The sequence below is a fragment of the Amycolatopsis halotolerans genome (assembly GCF_042647905.1).
GTDB classification, from domain to species: Bacteria; Actinomycetota; Actinomycetes; order Mycobacteriales; family Pseudonocardiaceae; genus Amycolatopsis; species Amycolatopsis halotolerans.
Window position 1 is genome coordinate 111,784 of record NZ_JBHRWI010000016.1, and the last position, 21,743, is coordinate 133,526.

The window sequence follows — 21,743 nt, forward strand, 5'->3', positions numbered from 1 at the left end:
CCGGTGAATCTACCGGCCTGGGCTCATTCACGGCGGGGAACTCCTTCGGCCAGTTCAGCGGCTTGGCGAGCGGACGCCGCACGTTCCTCCACCTGGTACCGGCGGATGGCGGCGGCGGTGTGCCAACGGTCCAGCCAGCCCAGGCCGACGACGCTCAGCCGGTGCAGGGTCGGCCGCGTCCTCGGGCCGTCGAGGGCATTCCGCAGTGCAGTGCGGAAGGCGTCCGCGGGCAGGTCCTCCGCGGCCAGTTTCTGGATGACGGTGGCCAGATCCCGGGCGTAACCGTCGGGGTTCGGACGGTCGGCGAGCCGGGCGAGCTCTTCGAGCAGCAGGGCCCGGCCGCCGGGGGCGCTCAGGACGGCGTCCAGGGCGCCGTGCCGGTCCAGGACCTCGACAGCCTCGGCGACGCGGGTGACGTCAGCGCCGTCTCGGGTCGCTTTGGCCAGGTCAGAGAGGACTTCGGCGGCGTCCGGCTTGCCCAGCAAGGTGTCGGTCACGCCGTGCAGGTGCAGGACGGCGTGCTGCTCGGCCAGTTCGTGGTGGAGCGTGGCGAGTTCGCGGGCGGCGGTCCAGATCAGGTCGGGTCGTTCGTGCCGGGCGACGGTCTCGGTGATCGAGGCCGTCGATTCGCCGCGGCCGAGTTCCGCGAGGACCCAGCCGAGCAGTTTGGCGGTGCCGTCCTGGTCGCTCAGCGCGATCGGCCCGGCTGGCGGGGTCGGGCGGAACCACCAGCGGTGCGTAGCGGTCCGCACTAGCTCTTGGAGCAGCAGATCTGTTTCAGAGGTGCCGCTAAGCAAGTAGGCCGCGGTCGGGTGTGCGGCGGCCGACGGGCGGACGGTGACTGCGTCGGCTGGACGGTCGGTGCCGTCGGTGCGCAACTGCTCGGTGAAGTTTCGGACGGCTGTCGCGTCGGTGGTCAAGATGGACAGTCCATTAGGGACGGACACATCGGACGGTGAGTAATGCACTCCGACGGTACGGCCGTTGTGCGTCCAGGGCTGGGGCGTTGCGGGTACCGGGCTGTCGTCCAGTCCGAGGAAGACCCTTGGCGCGCCAGTCGACATCTCGACAGCGGGGAGGGAAATCTGGACGCGACCGTCCCCTTCGGACACTCGGATCTTCACCGGGACGCGGTCCAGCACGTCGGCGCCCAGGGCGTCGGCGAGCTGACCGGCCAGTTCGCGGGCCGCGGCGGTGGCGTGTGCCCGGCCGTCCGGTCCGGTTCCGGTGACCTCGATCGGCGGGACTGGGCCGTCCGTCGAACGCAGACGGGAGATCAGGCTTTCCAGCGGGGTATCCGCCACGAGGACGGCGTCGGCGGCGTGCATCGTGGCGGCGCGCTGGACCTCGCCCAGGTGGTAATGCACGCGGCTGTCGTCGATGGTCAGCAGTGCGCGGGCAGCTGGCGGCAGCGGGACGTCGTGCACCTCGCCGGTGTAGCTGCTGCGGTCCGTGACGGTGCGGACGAGGGACGACAGTTTCGGGTCGGCCGCGAGGTAGGACAAAGCCGCGTGCCACACCAGATCTGGCTCGGCGTGCCGACGCACCGCGGGCTCGACAACGGTCAGATGCAGGTCGCCGTCCCGGTTGTGCAGGCCGCGCACCAGCGTCTGGATCACGCGCTGGGTCAACTCCAGGGTCTCGAACCGGTCCGACAGCGGAGCCGGATCGCCTTGCGGCGGCAGGAGCCAGCTGTGGTCGCTGTTCATCCGGATCTCCGTCATGCCCGGCAGTTCGAGCGCGGAGTTCAGGCCGATCCGCCGGGCCGTTTCGGTCATCGCGACCGGGCCCGAGCGGTACATCACCGACTGCCGGTGCACCCGGCCCATCGGCGTCGCGAAGAAGCCCTGGCCGAGGGAGTCGACCTCGCGCGGCAGCAGATTCTCCTGGGTTTTCCCGTAGTTCTCGCGCAGCTGATCCAAATAGGATGCGGCGAACGGATGTCCTTTCGACATGGTGAACGCCGAGTTCGCGATGTTCCCGCCGACCCGGTGCACCGCGTAACCGGCGTCGGACTCGGCGGCGCGGACGACGTCGTCCAGACCGTGCACGACGTTGTCCCCGTCGGTGTAGAGGCCGCCGAACCGGTGCATCAGCTCCAGCCGCAGGATGTCGCTCGCCGCCGCGAAACCCGGGCCGGTCTGCTTAGCCAGTTCGGAAAGGTAGAACTCCTGCGTCCGCATCGGATGCTCGCCAGTGAACACTTCGTCCACATTGATCAGTTGGACGCGGTGTTCCGCCGCCCACCGCAGCAGATCCCGGACGTCGTGCAGCGGATCCGGACCTTCCTCCGGCGCCGCGGTGGTCAGCGCCAATTCGGTTTGCCAGCGCGGCACGTCCGTCCACAGGATCGGGACGACGCCGTCGCCGAGCCGGTCCGCCGCGTCGCCGAAGTTCCGGCGGAAGGTGTGCATGGTGCCAGCGTCCTTCAGCGGGCCGCCGAGCCAGATGGAGTGCATGAGCAGCGGGGTCGAGGTGGTCTTGGCGAGGGGTTCGACGTCTCCGGGCGCCCACGCAGCCAGTTTGTCGTCCGGCCGTTCCTTCTCGAGGGTCCACGCGCGATTGTCTTCCAGGTGCGCGGGGTCCAGGTGTTCGCTGCTCAGCTGGTAGCCCTTGGTGAGGTCCAGCAGGTCCAGGAAGCTGATGCCCTGTCCGGCGGTGAGGGTGCGGAAGTCGTGTCCGCGCAGGAACTCCGGCGGTTCAGGGGCACGGTACAGGCCGAACAGGTCCGGCCCCAGCAGCGGCGCTGGCGGCGGGTTGTCGACTGCGGTCTGGCGCAGGTCGGCGACCAGATCTTCCGGTGCCGAGTAGCGGTGTTCTTCGGCGCGCGGTGCCGTGTCCGTTGTCGACTGTGCCGGAGAATCGCCAAACGTGCGGAACCGGCCGCCATCGGTGACAGCGGTGAAGCCGTGCGTCGCGCCGATGGCCTTGCCGAGCGTCGCCGAATCCCGGCCGAACAAAGCGGGTTTGGTCGGCGCGTGCACTGTGGACGGTCCGCCGAGTCCGCCGAGCGCGCGCTGGAAATCGTGGGCGAGGCCGCCAGGACCGTCGGTCTGGCCGGTGCTGCACGCGATGAGCGTGACTGAGCGGGATTGGGCTAGGGGAGCGGCCTGCGCCACGATCCGGGCGAACGTATCGCCGTCGACTCGCACCGTCCGGCCGCCCAGCAGGGTCACCTTGACTGATTGCTCGCGGCCGTGGGCGAAGACGAAGAGGGAGTCGTCGTCCCAAGGCGCCGTGGTGTGGTCGGCCCATTCGCCGAACCGGCGTCCGGAGAGTTCCGGCGTGGTACCGGTATTGTTGGCCTGCTTCAGCAGCGGGTCGAACTTGTCCGGCGTCGCGCCTTCCGGAAGCGTGCTGACCGTTCTGGAGTTGTTGGCTACCCAGTCTCGCTCGACGCTTTCGGTGTGCTCGTTCGCCGGAAGGAACGAGACCGCGCGAACCCAGCCGGAGCCGTCGGTGATCGTGCGCGTCTGGATCTCGCCCGGATCGAAACTGTAGGGCCGGTCGGTGTCAGTGTCCCAACCGGACACTGTGTCGTTCGCCTCGACAGTGCTCTCGCGGTGTTGTTCGGGAGTGTTCTCCGGCGGACGCGGCCATGCGTGCGCGGTGATCTGGTTGTCCACTTCGGACTTGGCCTGCCACCACTTCCGCAGGGCCTCGTCGGCCTTCTCCCGGGCTTCCTGGATCCGGTTGTTCGCGTCGTCCTGCCGCGCGGTGTGGTCGGTGTGGTTGTTGCGGTACTCGTCCAGCACGGCCAGGATTTCGGCGGCGCGGTCCTGCGCTGCCTGCCGCTGCTGGACCAGTTCGGCTTGCTCATTACGGATCTGCTGGGTCTGCCGTTGCGTGTCCCAGGCACGCGCGACCAGGTCACTTTGCGCGACAGAACCTGGTTCCTCGCCGAGAGCCAGCGAGAGAAGCTGTTCGTCGAGTTCGTTGAGCCGGGCGATTTCGTCGTTGCCCGCCCGCAGTCGTTGGCCCACTTCGCGGGCCTCGTTCTGTGCCGTCCGGACCGCTTGCCGCATCTGCTGCACCGGGTTGTTGTCGACCGGAAGGTTCAGCCCGCGTGCACCGTCGGTCGTAGTGCGCACGTTGTCGTTTTCGGACAGCCAAGCATCGTCGAAGTCGCGCTGTGCCTTTTCGAGTTCCTCTTCCGCAGTACGCCAATCCTCAGCGGCCTTCTTCACCGTGTCTTGCGCTGAAGCGAGCGTTTCGGGCAACGGCTGGCCGAGCGACTGCTCCAGGTCGGTTTCGCTCATCCGCGCCCGCGAAGACTGCGGTACCCGCACCTCGACCGCCGCGGTCTTGCCGTCTACCGTCGCGACGATCCGGTACTCGACGTCCAGCCCGACCAGCCCGGTCCGGCCCTTGTCCTTGCCGACCACGGACCGTTGTGCGGCAGCTGTGCTCGACGTCGGATCGCTCTGTCCGACCGGGCTTCGGACATCAAGCCCGCCCCAGGCATGCGTGTTCCGGCCCGGGTCGGTGATCCCGCCAGTGCCGATATTACCCTGCTGTTCCCCGGTGACCGTTTCCTTGGCCTCGCCGGTGAAAGTGGACCCCGATTGGTCCGAACGCTCCAGTTTCACTGAATCGCTGAGCCCGACCAAATCCGGTTTCACCACGCGGGTGTAGACCTTCACCGAGGCGTGGCTGCTGCCGGTCACCGCGGAGGAATGCAAATCCGGAGTCGCGAACGGTTTGCCGACCATGTTCGGGAGATGCGCTTGCAGCGTTTCATTGGTGATCGAGGACGAGAGGGTGTTGTGCGCACCGGTGCCGGGGCCGGTGAGACCGTTGCCCGCACCGGCCAATCGCAATGCGCGGAGGGCGCCAGCGCGCACGTCCGCGGCACCGCGGAGTCCTTCGACAGTCGAAGACTTCGGCAGGGGGCCGAAACCTTCCTGCTGCCACGCTGCGAGACGGTCCGAAGTGGACTCCGTGGCGTTGAGTTCGGTTGTCCGTGATCCGTATAGCTTGGTGTGGTACTGCTCGTCGGCGGAGATCTTCTGGTCGTCTGCGGACGACCGCGAGGTCACGGTCGCCTCTTGGGAAGCGACGGGGTAAGTGTGCCCGTCCCTGGCGACGACCAATTCGAACTGGAACTGGTGCTGATACCGCGCCGACGGACCGCTCGAGGAGGAGGTCAGCGCCGTGGTCGTGGCCTTGTTCTCGACGGTCTGGTCGCTTTTCGCGCGAGTCCCGGAAGCTCCCAGGTACGCGCCGTCGTAGCCGCTGACCTTGGGCTGGCTGTCCTGGAACAGGCCGCGTCCGGCACCGCGGATCTGCCCGCCGTAGGACGAACCGTGACCGGAATTCTCCTTGTCCGTGACGGTCGAGTTGACGACGTGATCGACCTCGCTGCCGTCGTGTTTCACGTCGAGGAACTGGGTGTCGAGGATCTTCGCTTTGAGCAGCAGCTGGTAGTTGTCCGTCCAGAGCACGCCCGGGTCTTGCGCCACCAAGGACACGCCGCCGTCCAGAGCACCGTCCACAAGAGACGTGACTGCTTCCGGGGAGGCAGTGTCGAGCGTCCGCTGGAGGTTGTTCATCGAATCGTCCAGCACCGATTTCGGCAGCAGTTTGTCGCCGAGTTTGCCGAGCTGCTGCCGGGCGTCCTGCACCAGCTTCGACAGGTTGGGAGCGTCCTCCAGCACCGCCGAGCCGAGCGAGCTGGACTTGCCGCCGACCAGCGGCGGGGCCGAAAGCTTGCCCGGCGCTGGGGTGCGCGGCTCGACCGGCGGCAGCAATCCTTCCGCGCGAGCCTCGTCCTCGGTCATCGCCACGAAGACCGAACCCGGCAGCCGGACGTCCGCGCCCGCCCGCGAAATCGACCCGTTGACCAGGCCTTCCTGGCGGCTTTCCGCGATCAGCCGGACCTTGGTGTCGTACTGGACGAGCACCGTGCGACTGTCCGAAGAGGACCGGTTGGTGTGGTCGACGCTCGCGGTGATCTCATGCGACGATCCGGAGCTGCGCTGCCACGGGCTCCACTTCGCGGTGCCGAAGAACTGGCCTTGGCCGTGGGTGTCGGTGCCGGTCGGTCGCACGGTGAGGCCAAGCTGGACGTTGGCCTCGACGGATTGTTTGTGCGTGCCCTCGTAACTGGCCTTCGAACCGCCGGAGTACGTCCGGTCGCCGCCGCCCGTTTCGGACACCGCGACGAGTTTCGGATTGCTCAGCGAGATGCCCATGCCCAGGCCGCCGACCCGGTCGGCCACCCGGCGTTCGTAGCGGAATCCGTTCGCCGTCCCGCCCTGCTTCAGCAGCTTCGGCGTGAGGCCGCGGAAGTTTTCCGGCGAGAACATCCGGTCCACGCGGGCACGTGCTTCGCTGCCGGGCAGGCCGAGCACCGCGTCACCGCCGGCGGCGCGCTGAAGCTGGCGCAGCGCCTCGTCCCGCAGCGCTTCGGTATTGGCGAACGCCTCCACGTGCAGGAACTTCGGCGTCGTCTGGTTTTGCTGCTGGGTCAGCAGGTCGTCGATGCTCGGGGTTTCGTTCCGGCTCATCGAGACGACACCCGGCTTGCCCGGCTTGAACTCGGACGGGTCCTTGGTCAGCGCTGCGCCGTCGTTGATCCACATATCGACTTTGCCGGAGATCGGCGGCAGGTCCGGGTCGCCGGTCTTGGCCACTGTGGACACTTTCGGCGTGACCCGGAACGGCGACCCTGGCGTCAGCCGCCGCACCCACGGCCGGTTGCGGGTGTAGCTGGTGATCTCGACCTCGAACTCGATGTCGTGGTCGAACACCTGCGAATTCGGGCTGCCGCCCTTGCCGGTCGCCGTGGTCACCGTCGGGCCGCCGGAGTTCTTCCACGTCCGGTTGTCCGAGTATTGCAGCGGGGTGACGGTCGGGCTGATGCCGAGGTTCGCGACCGTCGTGGCGCCGGGAATGATGACCCGGCCTTCGACGCCGACCGACCAGCCTCGTTCGGTGGTGGTCGCGCTGGTGAGCGACGGGCTCGTTTCGTTGCTGTTCTTGATCGACCGGCCGTCCGCCTGTCCGAGATGACGACCAGGCCCGGGTTTCGCCTTGACCGTGACGTTGATGTACTCGTCGGTGAACAGCCCCCGCCGCTTCATGTGCGCGGAAACGCCTTGGGTGAACAGACTGTCCATTTTGCCCCGGAGCGACGCGACCGAGAACGTGGACGTGATCTTGCGCAGATTCGCGAACCGGTCCGCGATGTCCCGGCTTGAGCCTTGTTTGTCGCTCTGGAACTGGTCCCAGCGCGGCAGGAACTTGTCCGCTCCGGGCAGATTCCGCAGCGCGTTTTCGATCTGCGGCTGGACGCGGGTCGCCGGCTCGAACGATCCGGGCCGAGCCGTGCCCGCCGCGACGGCCGCCGCGAGATACGGCGGTTCGTAGCGCGCGCCGACGTCCTTGAATTTCACCGGGGTGTTCTTCGGGACCGGCAGTCCCTGGGCTTTCGCCTCGGGCAAGCCCATCCGCGTGTACGAAGTGGCCTTGACGGTGGTCTTCTCGCCGTTCGAGGTGGTGACATCGAGGTCGACAGTGACCTTGTACAGGCCGATGTCGCCCTTCGCGTTCACTGTGGACTTGTTGGTGAAGCTGGTGCCGCTTGTGGACTGTTGGTTGACCTTCCGGGAGTAGCTGCCGCTGACGCCGCCAACGCCACCGACCGTACCGGGCACATAGGACCCGCCGCCGAAGATCGCGTTGACCTCTCCGCCGGACTTGGAGGAGACGGTAGTGCTGCCGCCGTTCACTGCGGAATCGTTGAACCGCAGTTCGCTGTCGCCGGGAATCGTGCCGAGGTATTCGACGTTCGTCGGCCGCACCGCGAGCTGCACGGCTTCGCGGTGGGCACCATGCGGGCTGAGCAGGTCGTTTGATACCACCGGGTTGCCCTGCATCGCGGTGCCGAGCATGCTGCGCACCCCGCCGCGGCTGAGGAACTCCCGCAGCGAGGTGCGGCCCGGGGCGCCGAATTTCGTCACCGAGGGATGGAGGTTCTTGCTTACCTGATCGAACAGGGCGTTCTCGTCGAAATCGACCGCCTCCGGCGAGAGGAATTCGATCTTCTTGGCCCAGTCGGGTTTTGGCTCGGCGGGCCCGACAGTCTGGTCCTGCTTCAGGTTGGCCAGGTCAGTGGAGAGAACCAGGCCAACGTGGCCGTCCACTGTGGAACCGACCAGGCCGCCGGTTTCGGTGCGCACCGTGATCCGGTAGGTCACCGGGGCGTCGGCGCGTTGCATGTCGCCCGCCGTGCGGATCACGCGTTGCTCGGTGCCGGTCGTGGTGCCGGTGTGCTCCGCGGACGGGCTGGCGAGCTGCGCGGTACCGCCGACGGACGCGTATGGACCGGCCGGGAACATCGCGAAGTACGAGCTGCCGACGACCTTCGCGGTGGTGTCGGTGTTCGGGCTCGCGTGGGTGGTCTTGACCTCGTTCTTGACGTCGCCGATCGTCGGCTGCGGCAGTTTCGTGATCTGGTCGGCGTTGACCGCGCTGAAGTCCGGCTCCGCGGTGACGTGCACCTCGTACCACTTCTCGCCGACTCGGACCATCGACTTGCGGCCATTGTCCATAAAAGACTCGAACTCGGGGCCGGAGAGGGAATCGGTGATCGCGTCGATGCCGTGCGCCTGCGGCGGGTTCTGCTGGTTCGGATTAAAGCGGTGGATCAGGTTCTCGATACTGGTGCCGACGTCCTTCGCGCCGCGGACGTCGACCGGGACCACGGAACCGAGCGCCTTGCCGTTGCGGACGAACTCGGGCAGCCGGTCCGCGAGAGGGCGGGTGTCGGGTGGTTCCTCGGTTTGCTCGTCCGCGACCAGCACGGCTTCGTCCTGCCGCGGCGGCTGATCCGTGCTGGTTTCGTGCGGCGCTTTGATCGGCGTGTGGAGGTTCGGCTTGCCGTCCGGCTCGGGCTCTGTCCGGGGGCTTTCGGAGTGCGGCAGTGGCTTCGGCGCGGGGGCGTCGCCGAGGTGGTGGTCGCGGATGTTCGCGGTGTTCGAGACGCTTTCGAGCTGGTCGAGATTGCCCTGGTTGAGCCGCGAATCGTGCCACGCGTCCGGCCCCATCACGCCGGGCTGGTCGCCGCGGTTGAAGAGCATCTCATCGTTTTTGTAGCCGTCGCCGAGGCCGAGGAAATGCATCAGCTCGTGCGTGACGCCGAAGGCCGAGTCGTGCACGTCCCAGTTGAGCTGGTTCGTCTCCGGGGTGTCCGGGTCCACAGCGGAATCGTGCAGGTTCACCGGGATCCGGCGGCGGGGGTCGGCCTGCCAGCCGGTGTCGTCCGGGTGGATGTCGTCGGCGACGCGGACGTCGAGACGGACGTGCACCTGGTCGCCGCCGGGCAGCCGGGTGCTCTGATTGACCCAGTCGTCGAGGTGGTCTCTCAGCTGCTGGACGAACTGTTCCCGCTGCTCAGGAGAAACCGAGCCCGAATGCGAGGTCAAGTCGATCGGGATGGTGTGCTCGCGTACCCACTGCCCCGGCGCGATCTCGAACCGGCGGACGTCGAACCGGATGTGCGCCATCGCGCCGGCGAGCTGCCCGCCCCTGAGCCCCGCGCGGTTTCCGGTGAACTGCTCGGCGATCTTCTTGATCGGGTCGAACCGCTCCGAGGAAAATCGCGTGACCGGAGCGGTGTCGCGGCGCCCCTTCCAGTCCTTCGGCCCCGGCAGGGTCTTCGGATTCGGCTTCGGTGCTTCCGTCGCCTGCCCATGGTTTTTCGGCGCGGCAGCAGGGGTCTGTGTATTCGCCGGACGGTTGCCACTGAGGTTGTCGACGAGTGCTTGGCGCGTCGCGAGCGTCAGACCGGCGAGCTTCTTGCCGTCCTCGACGTTCTCCTTCATGCCCTTGACCAGCGAAGTGCGCTCGTTCTTGGGCAGATTCGCGACGACGTCGGAGAACACCTCCGGCCTGGTGGGGGTGTGCCCGCTCGGCGTGATCCCGTGGAACGCGGCTTTCGCCGCGATCTTCGCCAGATTCGGGTCGAGAGTCGTGTGATTGCCGAGGTAATGGCCGATCTGGTCGGACCACCTGGTCTCGTTGGCGTGACTCTGGGCCAGCGCGGTGATGCCGTTCGGGTCGGTGCCGACCTTGCCCGCGATGCGCGTCCCGTCGGTCTGAACGGCGAGATTCGCGGAGAATTTCGCGATCGCCGTCGGCTGGTCGCTGTATTGCCAACTCGGGTTGCGCTGCGACAACACCGAATCGCTGAGCCCCTGGCCTTCCTTGGCTCCGTAATCAAAGTTTCCGGTGTTCGGGTTCTTGGTGCCGAACGTGACATCGTTCTCGAGCTTGTTTCCCGGCATCCGGACAAACGTGTTCGGCTCCGGGAAATACACCGCTCGAGAATCGACTCCGGCCAGCGCCTGCCGGACATCAAGATCCAACTGCGCGGCGCGATTGGCGAGATCCCCGTCCTCCGGCCGAACGTGATAACCACCGCTGATCAACTCCGGCGGCCCTTCGGGATTCTGCTGGACCGCAGTGTTGACCGCGTCGAACAGCGGCCCGTTGCGGGTGGTGAGGGAATGGACGTCGGCGTCGCCGGTGTGCAGGTAGACCTCGTTGGTGCCACCGGCTTCGCGGATCTGCTCGGTGAGCTTCTCGGTGATCGGGTTCCGGGCGATCGTCTCGCGGATGCCGCCGTAGGGGATGGTCTTCTGGTCGATGACCGGGTTGCTCGGGTGTTTCCAGGTGAACCCGATGATCGCTACCGGGAAGCGGTTGTCCCAGGTATTCTGGAATTGCTGGATCTTGTGGTTGATCGCTTGTTCTGATCCTGGCGTGCCGTTGATGCCGATGACCAGGCCGAAACGTCCGTCGGCGGAGTTGCCGGTGAACCCGGTGGAGTATTTCTCCGCGACGGCCTGAAGATTGTCGTCCGGAGTCGCGGCGACGGTGGCCACTACGCCGATGCTGTTCTGGTTGTCCTCGGTACGGGTGCCGAGGTCGCCGATGATCCCGGTTTCGTGCACGACGGTGAACTTGAAGTTCTTGTGGTGCTGAGCGAAGTCGCCCTTGCCGCCGGTGACCGGGGGATGCTTGCCGACATTGGGCCCAGGCCCGGTGGTCGCGGCCGGGGTCGGCTTTTTCGGGGCGGCGACTGGCGTGTGGAGGTTGCGGCCCGAAGGGCTCGGCTTCTTGGGCGCGGCAACGGGGGTGTGGAGGTCGCGGTTCGTCGCGGAGGTTGGTTTCTTGGGTGCCGCGACTGGCGTGTCCAGGTTACGGCCCGAGGGATTCGGCTTTGTGGGCGCGGCGACCGGGGTGTGGGGGGCGGTGTTGTCGCGGGAGCGCGGGGCAGGGGTGGGCGTGGTGCTGATCGGCTTCGCCGGAGCGGGGGACGGCCCGTTTTTGGATGGCTTGGGGGTGGTGTCGCCTGAGGTCGGCTCCGCAGTTGGGGCGGGCTTCGCGCTGGTGGCCGGATCCGGCGAGGGGGCAGTGCTTCGACCGGGGTTCGGTGACGGGGCAGGACTTGGGTTGTCCGAGGGATTCGGGTTGGCAGGGCGGTCCGGGCTCGGAGCGGTGCTCGGGTTCGGACCGATGGATTGGTGTGGACTCGGACTGGCCGTCGTCTGGCTGGGATCGGCGGCGGAGGTCCGAATGGGACTCGGGTCGGGGGAGTGCGAGGCGGGCTGCGCTGTGGGGTTCGGGCCGTCGACGGCGGTCTTCGGGCCGGGGCTCGGGGTCGAATCGATGCCTTTGACACTGGTCGACGTCGGCGGCGGGACCGGCTTGGGCTCCGCGGTGGCGGTCGGGTTGGCGGAGGTGTTGGGGTTCGGGCTGGTGGGCCCGATGCTGTTCGAACCTGTGTTGGGGTTCGGGGTGCGGACGGAGTCGGGGGAGGAGTTCGTCCCCGGGGCGTGGTTGGCGGCCGGGCTCGGGGCGGTGACGTTCGGGCCGGGCGACGGGTTCGAAGAGACGTTGATGTTCGTCGCGGGGGCCGGGTTGGTGTGGGTGGACGGGGTTGCGGTGGTCTCCAGACCGGGGCGAGTCGCCGGGGTCGGGGAGTGGTTCGCCTGACTGGGGTCGGTGGTGGAGTGCGGGGCGGTGTCCGCGCTCCGATTGCCGCCGAAGCCGGGGAGGCCGGTGTCGTGCGGTGGGGTGGGCGTGGGGTTGCCGTTGGTGGAGGGGTGGTTGCCAGCGGAAGGAAGGGCCTGGCCGTTCGTGCCGGTGGAGTTGGCTGGGTTTCCGGTTTTGCCGGCGTCCGGCGTCGACGGTGTCGGGGTTCCGGCGGTGTCCGGCGGCGGAGTGGGGGTGCCGGTTTTGATCGAGTCCGGTGTGGACGGGGGCGGGGCGGCGTGGTGGTCGGTGCCGTTTCCGCCGTGGTTGGTCGGGGCGGCTGGGCTGGGGTTCGTGCCGGGAGCTGGGTTGGTGTTGGTTCCGGGGTTGGTGTTCGTCCCCGGGTGGGTGGTAGAGCCGGAGCTCGGGCTGTTGCCCTGATTGCTGTTCGTAGCGCTGGGGCCGGGGCTCTGGGGGCTGTTCGTGCTGGAGTTGCCGCTCGGGCTGGGAGTGGCGGCCGGGGGGTTGGAGTTCTGGTTGCCGCTCGGGCTGGTGGTGCTGCCCTGGTTCTCGGTGCTGGTTCCGGGCGGATTCGAGCTGGTGGCGGGGGTGCTGTGGTTGGAGGTGCCGGGCGAGTCGGTGCCGCCAGCGGGGTTGGCGTTGCTGCTGGGCGAGTGGGGGCTCTGGCCGGGATTGCTGGCTGGGCCGTTCTGGGGAGCGTTGGTGCCAGTGGGGTTGGAGACGTGGGTTGCGTCGTTGCCGCTGGGGGCGTTCGGGTTGTTCGCGGAGTGCGAACCGCTCGCCGGGTCCTGGCTTCCGGTGGAGTTAGGGCCTGGGGAGGTGGCGTTGTCGGCTAAATGCGAGGTGCCCGGGGAGCCGTTCGACGAGCCGGAGTTGCCCGTGGAGCTCGGGTTGCCGGTTGACTGTGAGCCGCTGGGGGAGCTGTTTGCCGAGTTGGGATTGCTCGTTGAAGTCGAGTTGCCGGTGGTGTTGGGGCCAGGGGAGGTGTTGTCACCAGTTGGGTGGGAGTTGCTTGGGGAGGTTGAAGTGTGCGTCGAAGGGGGGTTGCCGCTTGAAGTGCTGTCGCTCGTCGAGTGCGAGCCGTTTGCGGAGTTAGCGACGCCTGAAGGGTTGGGGCCGCTGGACGAGTTCTGGCCGCTCGCAGAGTTGGGGCCGGTGGTGGAGTTGGGGCCGCCGGTTGAAGGGGAGTTGCCGGTGGAGTTGGGGTTGCCGGTGGAGGCATCGCCGGTGGTGGAGTTCGGACCGCCTGTCGAGGTGGGGTTGCCGGTGGAGTTGTTCGGCGGGGTCTGGTTGTTGGCGGTGGAGTTGCTCGCCGGAGGCTGATTCGTTGTGGTGGAGTTGGTGTTCGGCGAGTGGGCGGTGTTCTGGCCTTCGCCGTGGGGGGTGTTGTTGCCGGAACCGCCGGTGCCGTTCGAGCCGCCTGGGCCAGCGCTACCTGAGCCACCGGGACCGCCGGAGCCACCAGATCCGTTGGAGCCACCTGGGCCACCCGGGCCACCCGGGCCACCGAAGCCACCCGAGCCGCCGGAGTTGGCAGGCGGGGTGGGGCCGTTGACCGGGCCCACCTTGATGTTCCCGGTCCCGTCGGCCCCGCCGGGATCGTTCGGGCCCTTCGGCTGGCCGCCGTCCTTGCCGCCGCCGTTGAGTTTGTCGTGCAGGTTCTGTCCGGCGTGGTGGGCGCCGTGGGTGGCGGCGCCGCTGAGCCCGCCGTTGAGGGCTCCCCAGCCCAGGCTGTCCAGGTCTCCGCCGAAGAGTCCGGCGCCGGCCAGGCCGACTACCACCTCGGTGGCCGCTTCTACGCCTGCTGCGCCGAAGACGTTGTGGCCCCACTTGCCGAGGCCGCTGTGGGCGCCGGCGGCGAACGCGCCTCCGATGGCGCCCAGGGCTGCGTTTTGGCCGATTTGTTTCCAGTCGAAGCCATCCCGGTTTCCCTGCGCGATCTGGATGAACTCGGCCAGCATCTCCTCGGCCGCTTCTTCCGCCGCTTCCTGCGCGGCCTCTCGCGCGACCCTCGACAGCAGGCTCATCAACCGCGACATCAGGGAGCGTTCGATCTGCATGACCGCGGTCCGGCCGGCTGCCCAGATTCCTGGGATCAGCGGCGCGGTGAACGGGTTTGTCATCGCCCAGATCAGGTCCGCGGCGGTGACCGCGATCGAAATGAGGATGCCGTATTTGGCGTTTTCGACGTTCAGGGCGTATTCGCGCAGAGCGGCGGCTTGTTGCTGCGCTCGGTAGGAGAAACCGGCGCCCATGGTGCTGAGTTTGTTGGCGTAGTCGGCGAAGTTGGTCGCCACGTCCCCGCCGACGTTGGAGACGACCTGTTCCGCCAGTTGGCTGAAACCGGTTCCCGCGGCGGAGATCTGCTGCGCGACTTGGTCCCATTCGGCGGCCAGTTCGCGTGCTTTGTCCTCGTCGCCCTGCGGCCAGGCGTCGCCCGCGATGATGTAGAACACCCAGTTCAGGCTGGGGTCCACCATGAGGCTCATCGCGGGGGCACCTCCTTACACAGAAAGGCAAATCAGGAAATGGGTTCTTCCGGGGTGATCGCGGGCTGGGCGGGGATCGACTTCGCCGGGGCCCAACCCGTGCCTTCCGCTGCGGGCAGCCAGCGCTTGGCGGGCTCCAAGGGGGTGACTTCGCCCTCGGGGGTTTCCATCTTGTCTTCGACCGCGTGAACTGGCTTTTCCGAGCGAACGAAGACGGTCGACTCGGTCGGCTGCAGCGGGGTCACGACCTTTTCCTGAACCGGGCGTTCAACCGCCAGACGCCTCAACTGCTGAGGTTCCTCGCCTGGTTTCGACGGCAGCGGTTCCTCGCCCCGGTCAGGGATTCGCGCCCGGACGCTCTTTGCCGCGGTCCAGCCCTCTTCCTTGCCGAGCAGTTTGCCTTGGATTCGCACGCCGCGCTGGTACTCAGTCGGCGGTGCCTCGGAGCCAGAGTCAGCTTTGCGGACCTTGTGGTTCAGGTCGGTGAAGTTCTTGAACAGAGCGTTGGAACCGTCATAGGCACCCTGGTCGGCCTCGCGGAACGACGTCGCCATGTCGCCAATCGCGTCGCGCGTCGCTTCCACCGCCAGCGCCCAGGCATTGATGCCGTTGTAGATCTCGCCCGCTGACTGGATGTGCGTCTTCGAGAACTCGTTGCCGTTCTTGTCGTTTCCGGCCGCGTCCTGGATCCGGCTCGGGTTCGCCAGGCTTTGCACCAGCTGGGCGAGCGTGCGCAGTTCGGCGCTCTTGCCGTCGAAGCCGTCGCGGCCGCCGTCCAGGCCGTCGGCGTCGACGAAAAACTGGTCTGTCATGGCAGATTCCCTTCGTCGAATCCCGGCACTCGCGCCGAGAACAGGGCGTTGACGTCCACTTTTCCGCTCATCAGGTCCTGGGCCGAGATGCCTGGCGGAAGCATGGGAGCCATCAATTCCGCGGCCGCGGCGACGGATTTCTGGCGGGCGGCGGAGATGGTGTGCACGATCACTGAAGCGAGTTCCGCGGGTGCCATGCGTTTGTAGGCGCTGGTGGGGAAGGAAAGTTCGGTCAATTCGCCGGTACGGCCGACGGTCGCGGTCACCTCGCGGCGGGCGGAAGTGACGGTGCTGGTGGCGGTTTCGACGTCCTGGCGCGCTTGGTCGAAGTGGTCGCGTTGGTGCTGATAGGCGGCCATCGCGTCTTCGAGCATCTTTTCGTGGTGCGAACTCATCGGTTTCCTCCCGGGGTCAGCCGACCGAGGCCAGGCCGGGGCCGAGGGCCATGGCGCCGGTGTCGGGCGGGCGGATGCCGCGCAGGTCGGCGGCGGCTAGCGTGCGGGACGCGGCGGCGGCCGAGAGGGTGCGGGCGAGTTCGTGCGCGGCGTGCGCGGTGTGGTCGGATGCCGCGGAGAGTTCGTGGGCGAGTGCGTCCCGGACGTCGTCGGGGACCTCGTGGCCGCGTCGGACCAGCAAGCGCACCGCGATTTCGGCCAGTTCGTCCACTGTGTACTCGGCGAGTTGCCAGCCGTACGGGAAGGCGTCGCGCAGGGTGGGCAGTTGGGCGAGCAGTTCGCCGACGCGGTCGCTTTCGCCGGTGAACACCACGACCGGGTCGGCGGGGCGTCGGGAGACCATTTCGGACAGTGCTTCCAGGGCTTCGATGCCGGGGGTGTGCGGCGAGGTGTCCCAGTCGCCGTCCAGGTCGACGACCAGGGTGCCGCCGGACGCGTCTTCCACCGCGGCGCGGACCAGGTGTTCGGCTTGGCCGGGCCATTGCGGTGACAGTTCTTCGGCGAGGTTGCGGTGAACCAGTTGTCCCGTGGGAGTCATGCCGAATTCCGAGAGGATTTGCGCGTATAACTGAGCGTATTCGGAACGTCCGGTGCCGCGTTTGCCGCTGATCACCAGGTTCGCCTGGTGGCCCAGCGGTTGCCGTTCGTGGGTGAGGCGGCCGAGTTTGAGCAGCAGTCGTTCGGCGTTCTCTCGTACCGATTTCTGGCCGACCAGTCCGCTGAGGCGTTTCCAGCCCGCGCTGGTTTTGACCGCGGCGGCGGGGTCGGCGGTGACCGAAACGGAAGACTTCGCCGCGGAAGGCAGTTGCGTCAGCTCGGCTTGCAGGTCGTCGGCGGTGAGGCGGTTCAGCTCGATGTCTTTGGACGGCGGGTACAACGCCAGCCGCGACGCCTGGTTGTTCACCATCGCCTCGAACAGCTTGCGCGCGACGCGGCCGTTGCCGAACGTCGAGTTCTTCGGCACCCGCTCGAAATACTCGCGCAACGCGGCCAGCGCGTCGTCGGTCATTTCGTAGTAGTGCTTGCGGGTCAGGCCGGTCGTGATGGTGACCAGTTCGTCGACGCTGTAGTTCGGGAATTCGATGGTGCGCGTGAACCGCGAAGCGAGACCGGGGTTCGACTGCAGGAACTGCTCCATCTGCTCGGAGTAGCCCGCGACGATCACCACCAGCGAATCGCGCTGGTCCTCCATGATCTTCATCAGCGCGTCGATGGCTTCCTGCCCGAAGTCCGGGCCGGAACCGCCGGTCGGCGCGCTCAGCGTGTACGCCTCGTCGATGAACAGCACGCCGCCGACGGCCTTCTCCACGACCTCGGTGGTCTTGATCGCGGTGGACCCGATGTACTGGCCGACCAGGTCCTGGCGGGCCACCTCGATCATGTGCCCCTTCGACAGGATGCCGAGTTCGGCCAGCACCGTGCCGTACAGCCGGGCGACGGTCGTCTTGCCCGTGCCGGGCGGGCCCGCGAACACCAGGTGCCGCGACATCGGCGGCATCGGCAGGCCCATCCGCTCGCGCATCTGGGACATCTTGATCAGGTTGATCAGGCCGGTGACTTCCTTCTTCACCCCGGCGAGCCCGACCAGTGCTTCCAGGTCGCCCAGCGGGCCTTCGAGCACCTCGCCAGCGGCCTCGCTCACGGTCTGCTCCGCGACGTCGCTGGCCGGACCGGCCAGCACTTCGAGCGGGCGGGCGGAATCGGTGAGCAGGTTGTCGACGTCCGCGTGTTCGCCGCTCACGAGTTCGCCGGAGGCGTCGTTGACCACGCAGTCCCGGATGCTGACCGGTTCGGTGGTTTCCACGTGGAAGCCGTCCTCGCCCGCGCCGAGGACCTCGCATTCGGTGAACGACGCCTGAGCGCCGACGTACACGCCGTTGCCTCGCGCATTGCGCACCCGGCAGCGGGAAGCGGTCAGCGCCGAGCCCGCGGCGACGGTGATCCCGTCCACTGTGGAGTCGATGACCTCGCAGTCCTGCAAGGAGATTTCCGCCGTTCCGGAAATGTGCAGGCCGCCGCCGCGCACCTGCACCGACTTCGCCGAGGACGGCGCGCCGCCAGTGAACGAGACCGCCTTGTCCGCCGTCGAGTCGACCCGAATGTCGGTCACCGTCAGACGGGCGTCCTCGGTGACCTGCACCCCGGCTTCCCGGCCAGTGTCGATGGAGGCGTCGGCAAGGTCCAATGTGGACTGTCCGGAGAGGACGATCCCGACACCGCTGTCCGGCGTCATCCGCAGCCCGCCGACGGTCACGGCGGAATCCGCGCTGACCGACATCGCGGTGTGCGTGGAACCCCGAACGGTGGCGCGTTCGAACCGCGGCCGCGCCTGGTCGTCGACCAGGATCGTGACCGGTGAACCCTCGAAGGTGCAGTCCACGAACTGCGGCGCGGCGGTTCCGGTGGCCTGCACCGCGTTCGTGCCAGCCCCGGCGAACACGCACTCGCGCAGCAGCGGTTCGGCGGACGCGGCGATGTGCGCGGCCTGCATCGGCGCCGACCGGAACTGCGACGACGCGACGGAAACCCGGCCCTTGCTGGTGACGTACAGGTCGACGTTCGCACTGTCCCGCACGGTCAGCCCAGTGATGGTCGCGCGCCCCTGCTGTTCGACCACCATCGCCGGTTTCTGCGCGCCGACGATCTCGCACTGCTCGACAATCGCGACCGCTTCGCCGTTGACGCACACCCCGTTGCCCGCCGCGCCCCGCACCGCGCAACGGCGCAGCAGCACCGAACCGGTCTCGGCCACGACCACGCCGGACGACGCGGCATCGACGATCTCAGTGTCCTCAATGGCCGATTGCACCGGCGAGGCGATCACGACCCCGGCACCGCCGGTGCTGGTCACCGTGCATCCGCGCAGTGCGAGCGAACCCTCCAGGCGGGCCAGCAAAGTCGCCCACGAATTCCCGGACAGCCGGCAGCCGTCCAGCGCCGCCTCGCCGCGGACGACGTCCACAGTGACCAGTTGGTCGTCGGCGCCGGTCAGGATGAATCCGCTCAACTGCACCGCTTCGGCGTTCGCGGCGAGCACGCTTCCGGTGCTCGCCGCGATTTCCACGGTGCCCGCGCCTTGTTCGGCCACCAGCGACACCATCCGGTTCACCACGAGGTTCTCCTCGTACCGTCCCGGGTGGACGCTGATCGTCGCCCCCGGCTGCGCCTGCGCCAGCGCCGCGCCGATGGTTCCGAACGCACCCGGCCGGTCGCCGCCGACCACGAGCAGCTGTCGGTTCATCGTCTCCGCCTCTCCGCACTCACGCCAGGCCCGGGAGCGCCCCGAACCGCTCCGCCGCCTGCTCGTCCATCACGGTCCGGACCAGGTCCTCGCCCGCTTCCGCCCACGTCTCGAGCTTCTGCCGGAGCGAGTTCATCGCCAGCTCGTCCAGCGATGCCCGGTCATTCGCGACCCGGCCGGTCTCGTCGATCTCGCTCGCGGTCAGTTCGCGCAGCAGCACGGCGCCCCGCGCGCCCGCGGCGGGTTTGCGCGTCTCGAGCACCTTGAAGCTGGTTCCCGGCACGAACAGCACCCGGTTTTCGACGCCGCCCTCGCCCGGTTCCAGCAATTTGGTGCGTCGTCCGGTGATCGACCACACCAGCACGTCCGTCTCGCCGTCCACAGTGGACGACGGTTGCGTCAGCGCGTTCAGGAAGCCCCATTCGGTCAGTACTTTCCGCCCGTCCAGCAGCGGCCACACCGGCGGCGGCAGCTCGGTGGCGAAAGTGGCCGGACCGCGGTGCGAGGGCAGGCGGCTCAGCCCGGCCACGACGCATCGGGCGACCGGCACGTGCGGACCGTTCGCGCCGCGCCGCAGCCCGGCGTCGATCGTGGACCCCTTGGGGGACAGGTAAAGCTGCACGGCCACCGCGTCGGTCAGCACCTCGGCCGAGGACGAGGTCGACAGCACGCCTTGGAACCCCGGGTGTTCGGACAGGATCCGGGCGACGGTGTTCGACATCAGGCCGTACTCCGCGCCGAGCGATTTGCGCAGCCACTGGCGTTCCTTGTCCGCGCCGCGTTTGGGCAGCAGGGCGGTCGATTCCGCGCCGGGGGTCTCCTGGAAGCGCAAGTCTGCCGAGAGTTTCGGCGCGGGCTCCGGCTTGTCCGAAGCGGACACTGGGCTGGACGGCGTGGGCACCTTCTCCGCAACCGGGGCCGCGGGCTTGGCGGCCGGCGGTTCGACGGGCTTAGCCGGGGCGACGTCCGCCGGAGCGATGCGGCTGACCGGCACCGCTGCTGGAGGCGCAGCGGAGACCTTGGCCGGGGGAACAGCCGGAGCGGCAGGCACAACCGCAGGCGCAACGACGGGCGCGACCGCAGGGCTAGGAGCAGCGATCGCCCCCGGAACCTCTGTAGGCGCAGCAATCCCCAACGCCGCCGGAGCCGCAGGCAAGTACGCAGCCGGAGGAGCCGCGGCAACAACCGGCGCCGGATGCCCGGACTCGATCGCCTCCAACGCCCGAGTCACCACCCGAGGTCGCGCACGCTCCGCGAGCAACGCGGCAGCAGGCAACACCCGGCTCATCCGGCGAGTCTCCTCATCCAGCCGCGCCAGCAAATCCTCCGCCAGCAACCGCATCCGAGACACCGAGCCCTCGTCAGCCGCGTCAAAGGTCAGGTTGTGCACCGCGGCGTCAAGAGTGATCTCGCGGACCGCGGCCGTCGACGGACCGTCCTGCGGCGGACGCACCAGCAGACCGGACTGCACGACCTCGACCACCGCGTCCGGCGAGTACCAGTACACCGCGGGGGAGACCTGGTCGAGTCCGTGGATCGGCGGACGGTGCGACAGCAGCTCAGGCAAGACTGCGGCCGAGCCTGGTTCGTACCCGAGCTCGGTGGTGAACGGACGCCAGCCGAAGCGCCCGTCGTGCAGCACGGTCCGCAGCGTCGGCAGCTGCGGCGAACCGACCGGCACGCCCGCGTAGAACGCGACCGGCTTGCCGAGCAGGTCCGCCAGCGCCTGTCCGATGGTCGCCTCGCCGGGCACCGACATCGGACCGTACTGCACGAACCGCGCCTTGGCCCGCACCTTCTCCGGCAGCTGGACCCAGAGCCGGGCCGCGTCGTCCAACGTCAGCGGCGGGCAGCCGGGGCAGCCCAGGACGATGGTCATGGTGTCGTGCTGCGCGGGCATCCGGGAGATCAGCGCCGTGCGATGGCGCCGTTGAGGAGCGTCGAAACCGACCGGACGGACCCACAATCCGCCCGGCAGCGGTTCGGCGACCCCGCGCGAACTCGTCGGGGTCAGCTCGGCGGCGATCCCGGAATCCCAAGCCGGACGCGGAAACCGCTTCGCCTCCCAGGACGGCGGACGGCCCGGCCGGAAGCGCACCCAGCCGCCGCCGCGTCCGGCGTGGACGAACAGCGCGCCGCCCGCGCTCGGGATCACCGAACCGTCCGGCGCGAGCACCGGGCGGTTGATCCGCTCGGCCAGCCACTGCCCGGCCAGCGCGGTCGTCTCGCGCGAGCGGCCGCCGATGACCAGCCGCACGCCGCGGCGGCGGCGGGGGAGCGCCTTGGCCACCGATTCCCACATCGCGATCGGCGAATCGACCGGCAGGTCCACGACGACCAGGTCGTGGTCGGGATCGGCCGCGACGCCGAGCGCGAGCGACTGCGCCTCGCCGGTCATCCCCTCCGCGAGGTGCACGACCAGCGCGTTGCCGACGGTCTTCTTCTCCAAAGCGCCGTCGCCGCGCCGGATCAGCGAGAGTTCCATGGCTGCCTCCTTCTCAGACTCGGCGGCCGACGGCCGGAGCCGCGCCCGTGTGGTGCGCGATCAGCCCGTACACGAAGAACCCGACCGCGATCAGCAGCCCGAGGACCAGCCCGACGAGCAGGCCGACCCAGGCCCGCCGGGCGGGCACGTCGAGGTGGCTCGCGTCGCCGAGCACCAGCGCCGAGGTCATCCGCCCGATCAGGAACGAATACGCCTCGACGTGGTCCTTCTGCGTCTGCACCATGTCACCCCTCCCTC

At 68.2% G+C, this 21,743-nt stretch carries 9 protein-coding genes and 1 pseudogene; 3 read left to right on the forward strand and 7 right to left on the reverse strand.

The genetic code is table 11. The annotated features are described in order from the left end of the window. Positions 1–23 precede the first annotated feature (23 nt). Complete coding sequence (locus tag ACFORO_RS12900) at positions 24–10,958, reverse strand: TcdA/TcdB catalytic glycosyltransferase domain-containing protein (RefSeq protein ID WP_377869905.1); 10,935 nt, start codon at positions 10,956–10,958, stop codon at positions 24–26. Positions 10,959–11,676: 718 nt separating this feature from the next. On the opposite strand from ACFORO_RS12900, the gene ACFORO_RS12905 reads away from it, so the two are divergent. The 3 genes from ACFORO_RS12905 to ACFORO_RS12915 all read left to right on the forward strand — a co-directional run bounded on the left by ACFORO_RS12905 (position 11,677) and on the right by ACFORO_RS12915 (position 13,326). Further along, positions 11,677–12,003: a hypothetical protein gene (locus tag ACFORO_RS12905; RefSeq protein WP_377869904.1), complete on the forward strand. Its 327-nt coding sequence runs from the start codon at positions 11,677–11,679 to the stop codon at positions 12,001–12,003. A gap of 144 nt (positions 12,004–12,147) precedes the next feature. Then, positions 12,148–12,423: a hypothetical protein gene (locus ACFORO_RS12910; RefSeq protein WP_377869903.1), complete on the forward strand. Its 276-nt coding sequence runs from the start codon at positions 12,148–12,150 to the stop codon at positions 12,421–12,423. Next, complete coding sequence (locus ACFORO_RS12915; RefSeq protein ID WP_377869902.1) at positions 12,424–13,326, forward strand: hypothetical protein; 903 nt, start codon at positions 12,424–12,426, stop codon at positions 13,324–13,326. 839 nt (positions 13,327–14,165) lie between these two features. Here the strand turns inward: ACFORO_RS12915 and ACFORO_RS46670 are convergent. From ACFORO_RS46670 to ACFORO_RS12940, 6 genes and pseudogenes are all read right to left on the reverse strand, one after another. Next, a pseudogene (locus ACFORO_RS46670) lies at positions 14,166–14,492 on the reverse strand (WXG100-like domain-containing protein); the annotation flags it as partial. A gap of 32 nt (positions 14,493–14,524) precedes the next feature. Beyond that, positions 14,525–15,304 (reverse strand): hypothetical protein, encoded by a 780-nt coding sequence (locus ACFORO_RS12920; RefSeq protein ID WP_377869901.1) that lies wholly within the window; start codon positions 15,302–15,304, stop codon positions 14,525–14,527. Continuing rightward, complete coding sequence (locus ACFORO_RS12925; RefSeq protein WP_377869900.1) at positions 15,301–15,699, reverse strand: YbaB/EbfC family nucleoid-associated protein; 399 nt, start codon at positions 15,697–15,699, stop codon at positions 15,301–15,303. Before ACFORO_RS12925 ends, ACFORO_RS12920 begins: the two co-directional genes overlap by 4 nt. 16 nt (positions 15,700–15,715) lie before the next feature. Beyond that, the gene (locus tag ACFORO_RS12930) at positions 15,716–19,000 is read right to left on the reverse strand and encodes a right-handed parallel beta-helix repeat-containing protein (RefSeq protein ID WP_377869899.1); all 3,285 of its coding nucleotides are present in this window, start codon (positions 18,998–19,000) and stop codon (positions 15,716–15,718) included. 19 nt (positions 19,001–19,019) lie between these two features. Continuing rightward, a complete protein-coding gene (locus ACFORO_RS12935) occupies positions 19,020–21,485 on the reverse strand; it encodes a hypothetical protein (protein ID WP_377869898.1) in 2,466 nt (821 codons plus the stop codon). Between the two features lie 13 nt (positions 21,486–21,498). Continuing rightward, the gene (locus tag ACFORO_RS12940; protein ID WP_063631965.1) at positions 21,499–21,729 is read right to left on the reverse strand and encodes a type VII secretion protein EccB; all 231 of its coding nucleotides are present in this window, start codon (positions 21,727–21,729) and stop codon (positions 21,499–21,501) included. Positions 21,730–21,743: the final 14 nt, after the last annotated feature.

Excerpts from the sequence above, each read along its gene's own strand:
- ACFORO_RS12925 (WP_377869900.1), bottom strand. The coding sequence starts at position 15,699 with ATGAGTTCGCACCACGAAAAGATGCTCGAAGACGCGATGGCCGCCTAT.
- ACFORO_RS12905 (WP_377869904.1), top strand. The coding sequence starts at position 11,677 with ATGCCTTTGACACTGGTCGACGTCGGCGGCGGGACCGGCTTGGGCTCC.
- ACFORO_RS12940 (WP_063631965.1), bottom strand. The coding sequence starts at position 21,729 with ATGGTGCAGACGCAGAAGGACCACGTCGAGGCGTATTCGTTCCTGATC.
- ACFORO_RS12935 (WP_377869898.1), bottom strand. The coding sequence starts at position 21,485 with ATGGAACTCTCGCTGATCCGGCGCGGCGACGGCGCTTTGGAGAAGAAG.
- ACFORO_RS12930 (WP_377869899.1), bottom strand. The coding sequence starts at position 19,000 with ATGAACCGACAGCTGCTCGTGGTCGGCGGCGACCGGCCGGGTGCGTTC.
- ACFORO_RS12920 (WP_377869901.1), bottom strand. The coding sequence starts at position 15,304 with ATGACAGACCAGTTTTTCGTCGACGCCGACGGCCTGGACGGCGGCCGC.